This is a genomic window from Streptomyces sp. NBC_01618 (genome assembly GCF_045209435.1).
Lineage (GTDB): Bacteria > Actinomycetota > Actinomycetes > Streptomycetales > Streptomycetaceae > Streptomyces.
Window position 1 is genome coordinate 3,220,087 of record NZ_CP109297.1, and the last position, 15,500, is coordinate 3,235,586.

A 15,500-nucleotide genomic window follows, 5' to 3' on the forward strand; every position below is an offset into this window, starting at 1 on the left:
AGCTCCGACCGGCTATGGCGCAGGACGTCCGACGACACCCCCGCGGCCAACGGCTGGTCCGAGCGGGGTGGGCGATGTGCCCCGTTCGCCGCCCACCCCTTCGCGGGAACGTGACACCCGAACCCCGATGTGTCACGTTTATTCTGCACCCCGCTCGTACCCCGGCGGCAGGGACGCGGGCTCCGTCACTCCGCCGAAGCCGCCTGGTGGAAGGCCGAGTTCACCGTGGTCAGACCGCCGTCCACCCGTAGCGTCGTGCCGGTGATCCAGGCCGCGTCGCGCGAGGCGAGGAAGGCGACGGCGGACGCGATGTCGTCGGGCTCGCCGATCCGGCCGAGCGGGTAGAGGCCACTCAAGCGGGACAGTTCCGCGTCCCGGCCCGCCCAGGCGTCCGTGCGGATCGTGCCGGGCGCGACCAGGTTGACGCGTACGCCGCGCGGTCCGGCATGGCCCGCGAGGGTGCGAGTCAGGCTGCCCAGGCCGGCCTTGGCGGCGCTGTAGGCGTGGTTGCCGAAGTCCTGTTCGCCGTTGACCGAGCCGATGTTGACAATCGCGCCCCGGCCGGAGGCCACCAGGTACGGAAGGGCGGCGCGGGCGCACCGGTACGGGCCGGTGAGCGTGATGTCCAGGTCGCGCTGCCAAGCCTCGTCGGGCTCGTCCTCGAAGAGCGGGGCATCGGGCGTGCAGGCGTACGCGTTGTTCACCAGCACGTCGAGGGAGCCGAAGGCGGCGACGGCGTGGGCGACCGCGGCCTCGACCGCGGCCCGGTCGGACACGTCGCACGGCAGCGCCTCGGCGGTCCCGCCCCTCTCGCGTATCGCCGCGGCGGTGCGTTCGGCGCGGTCGCCGTCCAGGTCGGTGACCAGGACGCGGGCGCCCTCCGAGGCCAGCCGGCCGGCCGTGGCCGCCCCGATGCCCCGGCCCGCTCCGGTGATGAGTACGCCATATCCGTCGAACCGTGAACCAGCAGAGGAAGGAGGAGTCATAGCGCCGACCGTACTGCCCTGACCAGGGCCTGGGCACGGGGATCGGCGGTGACTCCCTTCTGCAGACCGTTCGTCACATAGCCCAGCGCGATACCGGATTCGGGGTCGGCGAAACCGAGCGAGCCGCCCCGGCCGGGGTGGCCGAAGGAGCCGGGGGCGAGCAGCGGGGCCGCCGGACCGTGCAGCATGTAGCCGAGGCCGAAACGGGTGTTGACGACCAGGACCCGGTCCGGGCCCGCCGACTCCTCGGTGCGGGCGAGGGTGAGGGTGGCGGGGGCGAACAGGCGGTGGCCGTCGACCGGGCCGATCATCGCGGCGTAGCAGCGGGCCAGCGCGCGGGCGGTGGCGATGCCGTTGGAGGCGGGGAGTTCGGCCGCCCGGTAGTCGGGGGCGTTCTCGTCGGGGAAGGGGTCGATGGCCCCGAAGGCGCGGCGGGTGAGGGACTCCGGATCGCGGTACGCGTCGGCGACGGAACGTTTGGGGCGCATCCGCAGGGTGCCGCCGTTGCCCGCGACGGCCGGTGGTTCGACGGGGCCTATGCGGCCCACCCGGTGTGCCTCGTCGGCCGGGAGGCCGAACCAGAAGTCGAGGCCGAGCGGGCGGGCGATCTCCTCGGCGATCCAGCGGCCGACGGTGCGGCCGGTGACCCGGCGCACCAGTTCGCCGATGAGCCAGCTGTAGGTCTGGGCGTGGTAGCCGTGGTCGGTGCCGGGTTCCCACTGGGGGCGCTGGGCGGCGACGGCCTGCGGACCGGAGATCCCGTCGGCCGCCTCGGAGGGGGTCAGCGGGCAGTCGAGCGCGGGTATGCCGGCCCGGTGGGCGAGGAGGTGGCGGACGAGCACCCGCTCCTTGCCGGCCGCCTTGAACTCCGGCCAGTACGTGCCGACCGGGGCGTCGAGATCGACCTGGCCGCGCTGGTGCAGCAGCAGTGGTACGGCGGCGGCGATGCCCTTTCCGGCCGAGCGGACGATCTGCACGGTGTCGACGGCCCACGGTTCGGCCCCGTCGACGTCTCTCGTGCCGGCCCACAGGTCGACGACCTTGCGCCCGTCCCGGTAGACCGTGACGGCGGCGCCTCGTTCGCCGCGCTGCTCGAAGTTACGGACGAAGGCGTCCCGGACCGGTTCGAATCCGGCCGCCACCGTGCCCCGTACGTCCACACCTGTTCCTGCGCTCCCGCTCATCCCTCCATGGTGCATCCCGTCGCAGGTCGCAGGTGGGGCGGGTCACCTCGAATCCACGGTCACGGACCGCGGGTCGAAGCCGAACGGCAGCTCCAGGCGGTGGCTGCGCATCAGCTTCTCGTCGCAGAGCAGATCCTGGGTGCGGTCGTCGGCGGCGATGACGCCCTCGCTCAGGACGACCGCGCGGGGGCAGAGCTCCAGGGCGTACGGCAGATCGTGCGTGACCATGAGCACGGTGACGTCCAGGGACCGCAGAATGTCGGCGAGTTCGCGCCGGGAGGCCGGGTCCAGGTTGGAGGACGGCTCGTCCAGGACGAGGATCTCCGGCCGCATGGCGAGGACGGTGGCGACGGCGACGCGGCGGCGCTGGCCGAAGGAGAGGTGGTGCGGCGGCCGGTCCGCGTACTGCGCCATGCCGACCTGGGCGAGCGCTTCGGTGACGCGTTCCTCCAGTGCGGCGCCGCGCAGCCCGGACGCGGCGGGGCCGAAGGCGACGTCCTCGCGGACGGTGGGCATGAAGAGCTGGTCGTCGGGGTCCTGGAAGACGATGCCGACGCGGCGGCGGATCTCGGCGAGGTTGCGCTTGTCGACGGGGAGACCGGCGACCCGGACGGTGCCCGCGCCGGCGTCGAGGATGCCGTTGAGGTGGAGGACGAGGGTGGTCTTGCCGGCTCCGTTGGGGCCGAGCAGGGCGACGCGTTCGCCCCGGTCGACGGTCAGGTCCACGCCGAAGAGCGCCTGGTGGCCGTCGGGGTAGGCGTAGGCGAGGCCGCTGACCTCCAGGGACGGCGCGGGGGCGGTGTGCAGGCTCATAGGGTCCATCCCAGCAGACAGATCGTGAGGGCGAGGACGGGGAGGGCGGCGGCGTACGCCCACTGGGTCCGGGAGGCCGTCACCTCGTCGATGACGGGCATGGAACCGGCGTAGCCGCGGCTGACCATCGCGAGGTGGACGCGTTCGCCGCGCTCGTACGACCTGATGAAGAGCGCGCCCGCCGACTTGGCCAGGACGCCCCACTGCCGTATCCCGCGGGCCTCGAAGCCGCGGGAGCGGCGGGCGATCGACATCCGGCGCAGCTCGTCGGTGATCACATCGCCGTACCGGATCATGAAGGACGCGATCTGGACGAGCAGCGGCGGCAGCCTGAGCCGCTGGAGGCCGAGCAGCAGCGCGCGCAGTTCGGTGGTGGAGGCGAGGACTACGGAGGCGGCGACGCCGAGGGTGCCCTTGGCCAGGACGTTCCAGGCGCCCCAGAGGCCGGGGACGCTGACGGAGAGGCCGAGGACGTGGGTCTGCTCGCCGGGCACCACGAATGGCATGAGCAGCGCGAACGCGACGAACGGCACCTCGATGAGCAGCCGCCCCAGCAGGAAGCCCGCGGGGATGCGGGCCAGTGCGGTGACGGCGCCGATCAGTACCGCGTAGAGCGCGAACGCCCACACGGCCTCGCGCGGCGTCGAGACGACGACCACGACGAAGCAGAGGGTGGCGGCGAGCTTGCAGTGCGGCGGCAGGTCGTGGACGGGCGAGTGCCCGTGCCGGTAGAGCTTGTGCGCGTGTCCCGCGCCCATGTCAGACCAGTTCCCGGTCGTGCGTGGAGGCGGCGGGCGCGTCCGGCGTGCGGCGGCGGATCACGTAGAAGACGCCGCTGCCGACCACGATCGTGGCGCCGACACCGATCACCCCGGCGAGGCCGCCGGAGATGCGGGCGTCGGAGATGTCCTTGACGCCGTAGTCGGCGAGCGGGGAGTCCTTGGCGGCGTGCTCCTCGGTCTTCTTGTCGATGCCCTGGTCGGCGGCGACCTTCTCCAGGCCGTCGGGGCTCGCGGAGGCGTAGAAGGAGACGAAGCCCGCGAGGACGAGGGCGGTGACCAGGCCGGTGGCCCAGAGCCCGCGGGTGGAGCGGGCGGCGACCGGGGCGACGGGCTGCCGGACCGGGGCGTCGACGAGCGCCCCGTCGACCCGGAGCTTGAGCGGGGTGGTGAGTCCGCGGGCGCCGTGGACCAGGTCGGGGCGTACGGCGACGACGGCGCCGACGGTCAGCGCGGTGATCACGGCCTCGCCGATCCCGATGAGGCCGTGGACCCCGACCATGGCGGTGAAGACCTTGCCGATCGGGATGTCCGTGGTGCCGCCGATCCAGTAGATCAGTGTGAAGACGCAGGCCGAGGCCGGTACGGAGACCAGTGCGGCGACGAAGGACGCGACCGTCACGGAGCGGCGGGTCCGTGGGAGGACGCGGGCCAGCCCGCGGAAGAGGGCGTACGCGACGACGGTGGTGGTGATGCCCATGTCGAGCACGTTCACGCCGAGCGCGGTGAGACCGCCGTCGGCGAAGAGGATGCCCTGCATGAGGAGGACGACGGAGATGCAGAGCACCCCGGTGTACGGCCCGACCAGGATCGCGGCGAGCGCCCCGCCCAGCAGATGCCCGCTGGTGCCGGCGGCGACCGGGAAGTTCAGCATCTGCACGGCGAAGATGAACGCGGCGACGAGACCGGCGAGCGGCGCGGTGCGTTCTCCCCCACTCTCGGCTGCGCTCGAGCGGGAGTTGCCCCCCAGCTCGCGCCGGGCGCCCCGCAGGCTGACGGCGACGGCGCCCGCGGCGACGACTCCGGCGGCGGCGGAGACGGGGGCATCGATGAATCCGTCGGGTACATGCATGTGGGGGCTCCGCTTCCTGCGATCCTGCGTACCGCGAACGGTGTCGTGAACCGCTCAATGATAGGGCCTTGTTGCGAATGATTCGCAAGAGCAGGTCTGTCACAGCTGCCCACCCATCGCCTCCCCGGCTGGAATTCTCACCGCGCCTCCAGCAGGAAATATGGGACATTAGATGACGAATACGAACAGACTGGAGGAGTCGGCCATGCCCCCCGTGATTCATGAACAGGCCGAGGCCTGGCTCGTCAATGACACCCCAGACCTCCCGGCGGTACCGGTCGACCTGCTGTACGACGCCGACGTGGACCCGCGCACCGTCCATCTCGCCTTCCCCGGCGGCATCGACTGGTCCTTCAGCCGCGACCTGCTGGAGCGCGGACTGCGCGCCCCCGCCGAACTCGGCGGCATCCGGGTGTGGCCGTGCGGCCGGACCCAACTGGTCGTGGAGCTCCGCTCGAAGGAGGGCGTGGAGGTGGTGCAGATCGACAACGCGCCGCTGATCCGTTTTCTGCACCGCACCTACGGCGAGGACGCCCCCGCCCCCACGCCCATGACCCATATGGACGCATGACGTCCACGCGATGACGCGGACGGCGATGACGTACCCGGAATGGAGAAGGAACTGGAGGTGGCGGTGGACGCGGAAGCCGCGCCGAATCCGGCGAGTGCCGGCGGTGCCACCCGGATCAGGGCTACATAGCGGCGGCGCCGCCCAGCGAAACGAATGCGTTTCGCTTGTGTTCCGCACCACAAGTTGCCGGGGCCCCCGCACGCGGAAAGCATTGAAGAGTGAGTGACGACGTCGCGTATCTCCGATTCCCGCACCTCCACGACGATCTGCTCTGCTTCGCCGCCGAGGACGACCTCTGGGTCGCTCCCCTCGCGCCGGAGGGGCAGCGGCCGGGCCGCGCGTGGCGGGTGACCGTCGACCGGACCAGAGTCAGCCACCCGCGGTTCTCCCCCGACGGGAGCCGTATCGCCTACACGACCTGGCGCAGCCTCGACCCCGAGATCCATCTCGCACCGGTCGAGGGGGGCCCGGCGACGCGGCTCACCTACTGGGGATCGACGGACGCCCGGGTCTGCGGCTGGACCCCCGATCCGGGGGACGCCGCCCAGATCCTCGCCGTGTCCTCGCACAACCAGCCGTTCGCGCACATCTCCTGGGCCTACACCCTCCCCACGGACGGCAGCCCCGGCGGGAAGCTGCCCTGGGGTCCGGTCTCCGACATCGCGGTCGCCGACATCGACGGCGAGCGGCGCACCCTGCTGCTCACCGGCACACCGCCGCACGAACCGGCCTCCTGGAAGCGGTACCGGGGCGGCGCGATGGGGCGGCTGTGGCTGCACGGCAAGCGGCTGCTCCCGGACATCGGCGGGCATCTCGACTCGCCCATGTTCGTCGGCGGCCGGATCGCGTTCCTCTCCGACCACGAGGGCGTCGGCAATCTGTACTCCTGCCGGCCCGACGGCACCGATCTGCGCCGCCATACGGACCACGACGCCTTCTACGCCCGGCACGCCTCCAGCGACGGGCGCCGGGTCGTCTACCAGTGCGCGGGCGACGTGTGGCTGGTGGACGATCTGGCCTCGCCGGACGCGGTGCCGCGGAAGCTGGAGGTACGGCTCGGCGGGCCGCGCGTCGGACGGCGTACGCACCAGGTGCCGGCCGCCAGCAACGTCGACTCGCTGTCCGTGGACGAGACGGGCCGGGCCAGCGCCGTCACCGTACGCGGCAGCCTGTACTGGCTCACCCACCGCGACGGCCCCGCCCGGACGATCGCCGACACCCCGGGGGTCCGGGTCCGGCTGCCCGAGATGCTCGGCAGCGGCGGCCAGGTCGCCTATGTCACGGACGCCGACGGCGAGGACGCGATCGAGATCGCCTACCTGCCGCGCGCCAGCGGCGACCGCGCCCCGCGCCGGCTGGCCTCCGGACAGATCGGCAGGGTCCACGAACTGGTCGCCGACCCGGACGGCGAACGCCTGGCGATCGCGACGAACGACGGGCGGCTGCTGCTCCTGGACACGGACGAGGAGACGTCCACGGGGGAGCCCGTGGAACTCATCCGCTCCATCAACGGCCCGGTCCGCGACATGGCGTTCTCGCCGGACGGCGCCTGGCTGGCCTGGTCGCACCCCGGCATCGGCCGTTCGCTGCGCCAGATCAAACTGGCCCGCATCCTGGGCACCGGCTCGCCGGTGATCGTCGATGTCACCAACGGCCGCTTCGAGGACGAGAATCCCGTCTTCACGGGCGACGGACGCTACCTCGCCTTCCTCTCCTGGCGCGGTTTCGACCCGGTGTACGACGTCCACACCGGGGACCTCTCCTTCCCGCTGGGCTGCCGCCCGTACCTGGTGCCGCTCTCCTCGGCGACACCCTCCCCGTTCGCCCTGTCACCGGAGGGGCGCCCGGCGGCGGGCGGACTCGACCCGGCCGACGACGTACCCGACACGGGCACGGGAGAGGGGCCGTCGACGGTCACGGTCGAGTTCGAGGGGCTGGAGAACCGGGTGACGCCGTTCCCGGTCTCGGCGTCGAAGTACTCGGCCCTTCATCCGGTGAGCGGCGGCGGGCTGGTCTGGCTGCGCTGGCCGATCTCCGGCGCGCTCGGCGAGACGTTCGCGAACCCGGCGGACATGTCGGGCCGTCCCACACTCGAACACTTCAACATCTCCAAGGCCAGGAAGACCGAACTCGTCGGCCACCTGGACTGGTTCGCGGTCAGCGGCGACGCGACGCGGCTGGTCGTCATGGACCAGGGCGAGCTGCGCGCCGTCCCCGCCACCGAGATCGGCGACAGCGACTCGACGGTCTACCTCGACCTGCGCCGCATCCTGCACGAGGTCGACCCGGCGGCGGAGTGGCGCCAGGCGTACGGGGAGGGCGGCCGCATCATCCGCTCGTACTTCTGGGAACCGGACATGTGCGGCATCGACTGGGACGCCGTGCTCGACCAGTACCGCCCGCTCGTCGAACGGGTCGCCTCCCCCGACGAGTTCGCCGATCTGATGCGCGAGGTCCTGGGCGAACTGGGCACCTCGCACGCCTACGTCGCACCGGCCCGCCGCAACGAGGGCCCGCCGCACTACCAGCGGGCGATCGGCCTGCTCGGCGCGAACCTGGTGTGCCGGGACGGCGACTGGACGATCCGGCGCATCCTGCCTGGCGACTCCTCCGACTCCAAGGCCCGTTCCCCGCTGGCCGGTACGGGCATCCGGGAGGGCTCGGTCCTCACCCATATCGACGGCCGCCCCGTCGACCCGGTGGCGGGCCCGTACCCCCTTCTCTCCGCGGCGGGCGGCACCACGGTCGAACTGACCTTCCGCCCGCCCGAGGGGGAGGGCGCTCCCCGCCGCGTCGCGATCATCCCCCTGGTCGACGAACGCCCCCTGCGCTACCAGGACTGGGTGGCCAAACGCCGAGAGGTCGTAAGGGAGTTGAGCGGCGGCAAGTGCGGATACCTGCACATCCCCGACATGGGCGGCTCCGGCTGGGCACAGTTCAACCGGGACCTGCGCATGGAGGTCTCCCGCCCGGCGCTGATCGTCGACGTACGCGGCAACGCGGGCGGCCACATCAGCGAGCTGGTGGTCGAGAAGCTCACCCGCACGATCCTCGGCTGGGACCTGACCCGCAACGCCCAGCCGGTGTCGTACGCGTCCAACGCCCCCCGGGGTCCGGTGGTCGCCCTGGCCGACGAGGCGACGTCCTCCGACGGCGACATGATCACCGCCGTGTTCCGGCTGCTGAAGCTGGGCCCGGTGGTGGGCCAGCGGACGTGGGGCGGCGTGGTCGGCATGACCGGCCGGCACCGGCTGGGCGACGGCACGGTGATCACGGTGCCGATGAACGCGGCCTGGTTCGACACGTACGGCTGGTCGGTCGAGAACTACGGCGTCGAACCGGACCTGGAAGCCCTGCGCACCCCGCTCGACTGGGCCGAGGGCCGGTACGCGGTACTCGACGACGCGGTGCGGGTGGCCCTGGACCTGCTGGCCGCGCACCCGGCGGCGACCCCGCCGACGTACGGCTCGGTCCCGGACCGTCGGCGTCCCCCCCTGCCGCCGCGGTAGGCAGGCCACTGAGAAGGCGTCCGGGCGTTCCGTGTCGGGGTGGTGGGCGGTGCCGTCGATCGACATCGCGCGGCCGTCGGGGACGGTGCGGATGAGGCGTTCGGCCATACCGATGTGGTCGAGTGTGCGTCGAGGGCGCCGTTCGATCGTCGTGCCAAGTGGTCGGCTGTGGAAGTCCTTCGGGGGCTGACGTGAAGTCAGGCCGTATGCGGAGTGCGGATCGCAGGTTCTGTCCGGCAACGTAGAGGCCGCCGGTGCAGTCCGGGCACCTGAAAAAATAATCGGTTGCCTCTTGGCGATGATGGTGGATGCAATGTCCAGCATGATCACGCAGGTGCGCCCGCCACGGCGAGATGAGATGGACGCGTACCACCGGGTCATACCACTCGGCGATCCGGGCAACCTGCGACCGAATTGTCACGAGGGAGACGCCAACGCATGAATACGCCGCCATCGACATCTGAAACGGAGCGGACTGACGGATCATCAGTGCGGATCGGCGCTCTCGTTCCGCTCACCCGGCCTGGCTGGGTCGAGGCAGGCCAACACTTGCTCGCTGGACTCGAGCTGGCCGTATCCGAAGTCAATGACGCCGGCGGGATCGTCGGAAGACCACTCGAGCTGGTGGTCCGAGACACCGCGGCTGATCCACAGAGGGCCGCGGCGGCCGTAGACGAATTGGCTCGCCTGGGTGTGGCTGCCTTGGCAGGGGAGTATCACAGCGTCGTCGCTCGCGCCGCTGCCGCCAGGGCCGACGCCCTCGGCCTGCCGTTCCTCTGCTCGTCAGCGGTGCTCGACGCGCTCACCGAACAGCCAACGGAATGGGTCGCGCGCCTCGCCCCGCCGCAGTCCCGCGGCTGGCAGATCTACGCGGACTTCCTCCTCGGCGCGGGCCACAGCCGAATCGCCGTAGCAGCCCAGCCGAGTGTCTACTGGGCATCCGGGACCCGCATTCTGCGCGACTACCTCGCTCCACGCGGCGGCACCGTCATCGAACTCGACATGAGCGCGCTCACCCCTGCGGCCGTGTGCGACGAACTCGTCGACAATCGCGCGACCGCCCTCCTTCTTCTGGTCGGCCACCCGGAGCCGGCCGTGCCGATCGTCAAGTCGGTCCGTCGCGACCAGCGCCTCGCCGAGATCATGATTGGTGCTCCGGCCGGGCAACCGGAGTTCGCCGAATGGGCGACGTTGCTGGGCGACGACAGCGCCGCGATCCCGTTCTTGCGCTACCTGCCCGAGCGCCTCGGCCCACTCGGTGCACGAGTCGAGACGGCCCTGCGCGAGCAGCTGGCCGCAGCGCCCTCCTTCGTCGCCTTCGAGGGCTACGACACGGTCGCCGTCCTCGCCGATGTGCTGCGTTCTCACGGCGCGGACCGGGCGCGCACTGCCGAATCCTGGCCGCGCGTCGCAGTCGAAGGCACCCGCGGGCAGATCCAGTTCTCCCGCACGCCAGGCATCAGCGTTTGGCAATGGGCTCGGCCGCCAATCCAAGTCGTTGATCGAGATCCGGCGGAACCCGATCGCTTTCGGATCCTTCACGCCGGCTGAGAGAGCACTCACGACACCAGGGTGCAGACGGGCGACGATCGTCTGCGCGTTCTCCCCCACCCGTACCGTCCCCGCCCGACTCCTCGCCCGGTCGCGGCCTCTCTCGGCAGGAGCAACGACGTGCAGCAGCTCACCTACGACGACATCAAGGCGGCTACCGACCGGACCGCCGGGCACATCCGCCCGGTCACCGTCACACCCGTCGCACCTGTCGCGCCCGTCGCACCGGAAACGATCCGCACGGCGCGCCGCGGTCCGCTCGACGCCCCGTCCGAGGAGCCCTACGAGGTCTGGTTCGCGCTGGAGTTCATGCAGTACACCGGCTCCTTCAAGGCGCGCGGCGCGCAGAACTTCATCCAGGCCCACCGCGAGGCAGGCACCCTGCCGAGCGCGGGGGTGACCATCGCCTCCGGCGGCAATGCCGGGCTGGCCTGCGCGTGGGCCGCCCAGCAGCAGGGCGTGCGAGCCACGGTGTTCGTGCCGATCGTCGCCCCGGCGGTGAAGGTGGCCAGGCTCCGCGGCTTCGGGGCGGACGTACGGGTGGTCGGCGCGGAGTACGCCGAAGCTCTCGAAGCGTGCGAGGAGTTCGCCGTCTCGTCCGGCGCGCTCGCCGCGCACGCCTACGACCACCCGCTGATCGCCGCCGGGGCCGGCACCCTGCTGGAGGAGATCCACGCCCAGATCCCCGGTCTGGACACCGTGGTGGTCTCGGTCGGCGGCGGCGGCCTGTTCGCCGGCGTCGCCACCGCCGCCCGGCACCACAAAATCCGCACGGTCGCCGTCGAGCCGGAGAACTGCCGGGCGCTGAACGCAGCCATCGAGGCCGGTCGCCCGGTCGACGTCCCCGTCGACTCGGTCGCCGTCGACGCCCTCGGCGCCCGGCGCGCCACCGCGTTGGCCCTGCACGCCGCCGACCGGGACGACGTCCGCTCCGTCCTGGTGCCGGACGGCGAAATCGTCCGCGCCCGCAAGGCGTTGTGGGACCACCGCCGTGTCGCCGTCGAGCACGCTGCCGCCACCGCACTGGCCGCGCTCAGCGCTCCGGACCTGCCGAACGGGCCGAACGGGCCGAACGGGCCGACGGCGCCGGGCTACGGCTACCGGCCGCGCGACGGCGAGCGGGTCGCCGTGGTGCTGTGCGGGGCGAACACCGACCCGAGCGACCTGGTGCACCCGGCCGACCACTGATTCCCGGCGGCCGGCCCGGGCTTGCCGCCCCGGCCGGCGGCCCCGCCGTAAGCCCTGTCCACGCCACGCGCAAGGGGCGCACCCGGTCACCCGGGCACGCCCCTCACAGGCAACGCGCAGTGTCGCGAATCGCGTCAGCGGTCGAAGCGCTCGCGGGTGTCGTCCGTCGCGCCCTGGACCCTGTCACGGCCCTGCTGCGACGTCTTCGAGCCCGGCTTCGAGGCCCGCTGGGACGCGTCCTGCGCCCGCTCCCGGCCCTCGCCGCGGGCCTCGCGGCCCGTGCCCGTGCCCTTGCCCTCGTTCGCCTTCTTCTTCGCCTGGTCGGCGAGCTCCTGCGCCTTGTCCTTGAACTGGTCTGCGATACCCATGCTGTTTACTCCTAGTGGGTGCGTGGGGACGGCCCGTAAGGGCCTCGACCAGAGTTACACGCCTCGACACGCCGCGCATTTCGATCAATTACGCTGCGTACGCACCGCCCGCGCTTCCTGGTCCGCCGCGCCTCCCGCACCCATGAGCCCCTTGCTCACGCCCTCCAGCCGCGGCCCGAACCGTCGCATCTCCCGCTGCCCGACGACGCCGATCAGCGCGGGGAGGCAGCCCCGTACGGACTGCATCCCGCGCAGCCACCACTGCGCGTACACATGCGCGGAGCGCCGTTCGATACCGGCCACGATCCGGTCGACCGCCGGGCCCAGCGGATACGTACGGTTCGACGGCCAGGGCAGCCGCTGCCGCAGTTCCCGCATGACGTCGTCCTGGTCGGCGCCCCGCACCATGTCCGTGTCGGTCCAGGACAGATAGCCGACCCCGACCTTCACCCCGCGGTAGCCGACCTCGGCCCGCAGGCTGTGCGCGAACGCCTCGACCCCCGACTTGGACGCGCAGTACGCGGTCATCATCGGCGCCGGCGTGATCGCCGCGAGCGAGGCGATCTGCAGGAAGTAGCCGCGGCTCTCCATGAGTACGGGCAGGAACGCCCGGCCCGTCACCGCGCCGCCGATCAGATTGACCTCGATGACCCGGCGCCACGCCTCCGGGTCCGAGTCGACGAACGGTCCGCCGGACGCGACTCCGGCGTTGGCGACGACGACGTCGACCTTCCCGAACCGCTCCTTGACCTCCTCGGCGACGCGGGCCATCGCCTCGTGGTCGGTGACGTCCGCGAACCAGTGGTCGCTCTCCGAATACAGCCGCTCGGAGACCTTCTTCAGCTCGTCCGGCTCCAGGCCGACCAGCGCGAGCTTTGCGCCGCGCGCCGAGAGCTTGCGTGCCAGCAGTTCACCCACGCCACGCGCCGCGCCCGTGACGACGACGACCTGTCCTTCGAGACTCCGCCGGTCGCTCATGCGACATCCTCCTTCTCGGCCGTACCGTCCACACCGTCCGTACTGCCCGCGCCGCGCGCACTGCACGCGCCGCCCGCCGGGACGTACGCGGTGACGAGCTCCCGGATCTTCGCGGTGACCGCCTCGGGCGCCTCCACCGGTGTCATGTGCCCCATGCCCGCCAGTTCGGTGAGGCCCAGGCAGTCGGGGAGCGCCGCCGCGACGGCGCGGGCGTGCACGGGCGGCGTCAGCCGGTCCTGCGTACCCACGATCACCGCCGTGGGCACCCGCAACTCCCGTACCCCGGCGTCGAGATCGAGCTCCGCGAGGACGTGCCCCCAGGCGACCCTGGCCGCCCGCGGACACGCGTGCACGATCCGGGCGCAGGTGTCGACCCGTTCCGGGGCCGAGCCCGCTCCCATCGTGCCGTACTTGAGTATCCGCCTGGAGACCGGCGTGACCGGCCCGAGCGGGGCGCGTGCCCCGAGAATCGCGCGGGTCATCCGGGTCCGGACGGCCCCGGCCCGCAACGGCACCACCAGCGACTCGTCGATCAGCCGCGAACTGCCGGTGCTGCACAGCAGCACGGCCGCCGCGTGTGCCCGCAGTCCGGCGCGCCGCGCGGCGGCCATCATCGTCATGCCGCCCATGGAGTGCCCGGCGAGCACGGCCTTCTCGCCCGGTGCGAGGGTGGCGGCCAGTACCGCTTCGAGGTCGTCGGCGAGGGCGTCCGTGCTGTAGCCCTCGCGGCCAACGGCGGGCGAACGGCCGTGGCCCCGCTGGTCGTAGGCGACGACCCGGTGGTCCACCGCCAGGTCCCGGATCTGCGCGGCCCAGAAGTGGGTGTTGCAGGTCCAGCCGTGCGCGAGGACCACCGCGGGGGCGTTGTCCGGTCCGTGGACCTCGACGTGGATCCGGGCGCCGTCGGCACAGAGCGCGGTCAGTTCGCGCGCGGGGACCGGCGGAGCGTCGTCCCGCCGCAGCAGCCGGCTCATCCCACGACCTCCTCGGCGACGGCCCGCTCGGCGGCGGCCCGCTTCGGTAGCCGCACGATCTCGTACTCCGCGAGATCGACCGACCGCGTCGCCCTGCGGAATTCGGCGGTCGTGCCCGGCCACACCGTGGTGTTGCGGCCGTTGGCGTCCAGGTACCAGCTGGTGCAGCCACCGGTGTTCCACACGGTGCGCTTCATCCGGTCCTGGACGCGGCGGTTCCAGGCGCCGACCGCCGAGGGCCGCGCGTCGAGTGCGACCCGGCCGCCCAGTACGTTCAACTGGCGCAGGTAGTCGGCCATGTAGTTGAGCTGGGACTCGATCATCAGGATCATCGAGGAGTTCCCGAGCCCCGTGTTGGGGCCGATGATCGTCATCCAGTTGGGGAAGCCGGCCGCGCTCGCACCGCGCAGCGCCTGCATGCCGCCCTTCCAGGACTCGGCGAGCGTGCTGCCCGCCGCGCCCACCACCCGGTCGGCGATCGGCATGTCGGTCACGTGGAAGCCGGTGCCGAAGATGATCGCGTCGACCTCGGCCTCCGTACCGTCACAGGCGACGACCGTGGAGCCGCGCACCTCGGCCAGACCGGAGGCGACCACGTCCACGTTGGGCTGGGCGAGCGCCGGGTAATAGGCGCTGGAGAGCAGGATGCGCTTGCAGCCGATGCGGTACGAGGGGGTCAGCTTGGCCCGCAGCGCCGGGTCCTTGATGGACCGGGCCATGTTGGACTTGGCGATCTTCTCGACCAGGCCCAGTTCGTTCGGGTGCTTGGTGAAGGCGCTGACCTGCAACTCCCGTATGCCCCACAGCAGTCCGCGGCGTGCGGCGCCGGTGACGGGGAGCGTGCGGTGCAGCCAGCGCTCGGCGCCGCTGATCCTGCGGTCCATGCGGGGCATGACCCAGGGCGGGGTGCGCTGGAAGAGCGTGAGCCTGGTGGCCTTCGGCTGGATCGAGGGCACGATCTGGATGGCGGAGGCGCCGGTGCCGATCATCGCGACGCGCTTGCCGGTCAGGTCGTAGTCGTGGTCCCAGCGGGCCGAGTGGAAGACCTTGCCGGGGAAGCCGTCGAGCCCGGGGATGCCCGGCGTCTTCGGGTCGGAGAGCGGTCCGGTCGCCGAGACGACGACATCGGCCGTGAACGTGGCCCCGTTGCCGGTCCCGATGACCCAGTGGAGCTCGTCGCGGTCCCAACTCATCTTCATGACTTCATGGTTCAGCCTGATGTGCGGGCGCAGCCCGAAGGTGTCCGCGACGTGCTCCAGGTAGGCGCGGATGTGTTCCTGCCCGGAGAAGGTGCGCGGCCACTCGGGATTGGGCGCGAACGAGAACGAGTAGAGGTGGGACGGTACGTCGCAGGCGCAGCCCGGGTAGCTGTTGTCGCGCCAGGTGCCGCCGACGGAGTCGGCCCGTTCCAGGACGACGAAGTCCGTGATGCCTTCGCGGCGCAGCCGGACCGCGGCTCCAAGGCCCCCGAATCCGGATCCGATCACCGCCACTCGTACGTGCTCGTGCTGGGCCATGCTGCCGCCT

12 protein-coding genes and 1 pseudogene are annotated in these 15,500 nt (G+C 71.8%); 4 read left to right on the forward strand and 9 right to left on the reverse strand.

Annotation, left to right across the window (positions count from 1 at the left end; translation table 11 throughout):
- Nucleotides 1–185: 185 nt before the first annotated feature.
- The 5 genes from OH735_RS15035 to OH735_RS15055 form a co-directional block, all read right to left on the reverse strand.
- A complete protein-coding gene (locus OH735_RS15035; RefSeq protein ID WP_406382027.1) occupies nt 186–986 on the reverse strand; it encodes an SDR family NAD(P)-dependent oxidoreductase in 801 nt (266 codons plus the stop codon).
- Nucleotides 983–2,146 (reverse strand): serine hydrolase domain-containing protein, encoded by a 1,164-nt coding sequence (locus OH735_RS15040; protein ID WP_406386565.1) that lies wholly within the window; start codon nt 2,144–2,146, stop codon nt 983–985. Before OH735_RS15040 ends, OH735_RS15035 begins: the two co-directional genes overlap by 4 nt.
- Before the next feature lie 66 nt (nt 2,147–2,212).
- Nucleotides 2,213–2,983, reverse strand: a complete 771-nt coding sequence (locus OH735_RS15045; RefSeq protein WP_406382028.1) for an energy-coupling factor ABC transporter ATP-binding protein — start codon at nt 2,981–2,983, stop codon at nt 2,213–2,215.
- Nucleotides 2,980–3,741: a cobalt ECF transporter T component CbiQ gene (gene cbiQ / locus OH735_RS15050; protein WP_406382030.1), complete on the reverse strand. Its 762-nt coding sequence runs from the start codon at nt 3,739–3,741 to the stop codon at nt 2,980–2,982. The genes OH735_RS15045 and cbiQ overlap by 4 nt, the downstream gene beginning before the upstream one ends.
- A gap of 1 nt (nt 3,742) precedes the next feature.
- Nucleotides 3,743–4,834 carry an energy-coupling factor ABC transporter permease gene (locus OH735_RS15055; protein ID WP_406382031.1) on the reverse strand — a complete coding sequence of 364 codons (1,092 nt, stop codon included), beginning with the start codon at nt 4,832–4,834 and terminating at the stop codon, nt 3,743–3,745.
- A gap of 205 nt (nt 4,835–5,039) precedes the next feature.
- Between OH735_RS15055 and OH735_RS15060 the strand changes: the two genes are divergently transcribed.
- From OH735_RS15060 to OH735_RS15075, 4 genes and pseudogenes are all read left to right on the forward strand, one after another.
- Nucleotides 5,040–5,405 (forward strand): SsgA family sporulation/cell division regulator, encoded by a 366-nt coding sequence (locus OH735_RS15060; protein ID WP_406382032.1) that lies wholly within the window; start codon nt 5,040–5,042, stop codon nt 5,403–5,405.
- A 218-nt stretch (nt 5,406–5,623) separates the two neighbouring features.
- Nucleotides 5,624–8,914, forward strand: a complete 3,291-nt coding sequence (locus OH735_RS15065; protein WP_406382033.1) for a S41 family peptidase — start codon at nt 5,624–5,626, stop codon at nt 8,912–8,914.
- Between the two features lie 313 nt (nt 8,915–9,227).
- Nucleotides 9,228–10,465 (forward strand): annotated as a pseudogene (locus tag OH735_RS15070) (ABC transporter substrate-binding protein).
- Between the two features lie 120 nt (nt 10,466–10,585).
- Nucleotides 10,586–11,653, forward strand: a complete 1,068-nt coding sequence (locus OH735_RS15075; RefSeq protein WP_406382034.1) for a serine/threonine dehydratase — start codon at nt 10,586–10,588, stop codon at nt 11,651–11,653.
- Nucleotides 11,654–11,787: 134 nt separating this feature from the next.
- Here OH735_RS15075 and OH735_RS15080 read toward each other — a convergent pair whose 3' ends face one another.
- From OH735_RS15080 to OH735_RS15095, 4 genes are all read right to left on the reverse strand, one after another.
- On the reverse strand, nt 11,788–12,021 hold the full coding sequence (locus OH735_RS15080; protein WP_406382035.1) for a hypothetical protein: 234 nt from the start codon (nt 12,019–12,021) through the stop codon (nt 11,788–11,790).
- An 84-nt stretch (nt 12,022–12,105) separates the two neighbouring features.
- The gene (locus OH735_RS15085; protein ID WP_406382036.1) at nt 12,106–12,999 is read right to left on the reverse strand and encodes an SDR family oxidoreductase; all 894 of its coding nucleotides are present in this window, start codon (nt 12,997–12,999) and stop codon (nt 12,106–12,108) included.
- Nucleotides 12,996–13,973: an alpha/beta fold hydrolase gene (locus OH735_RS15090; RefSeq protein WP_406382037.1), complete on the reverse strand. Its 978-nt coding sequence runs from the start codon at nt 13,971–13,973 to the stop codon at nt 12,996–12,998. The genes OH735_RS15085 and OH735_RS15090 overlap by 4 nt, the downstream gene beginning before the upstream one ends.
- Nucleotides 13,970–15,490: a flavin-containing monooxygenase gene (locus OH735_RS15095; RefSeq protein ID WP_406382038.1), complete on the reverse strand. Its 1,521-nt coding sequence runs from the start codon at nt 15,488–15,490 to the stop codon at nt 13,970–13,972. Before OH735_RS15095 ends, OH735_RS15090 begins: the two co-directional genes overlap by 4 nt.
- Between the last annotated feature and the right edge of the window lie 10 nt (nt 15,491–15,500).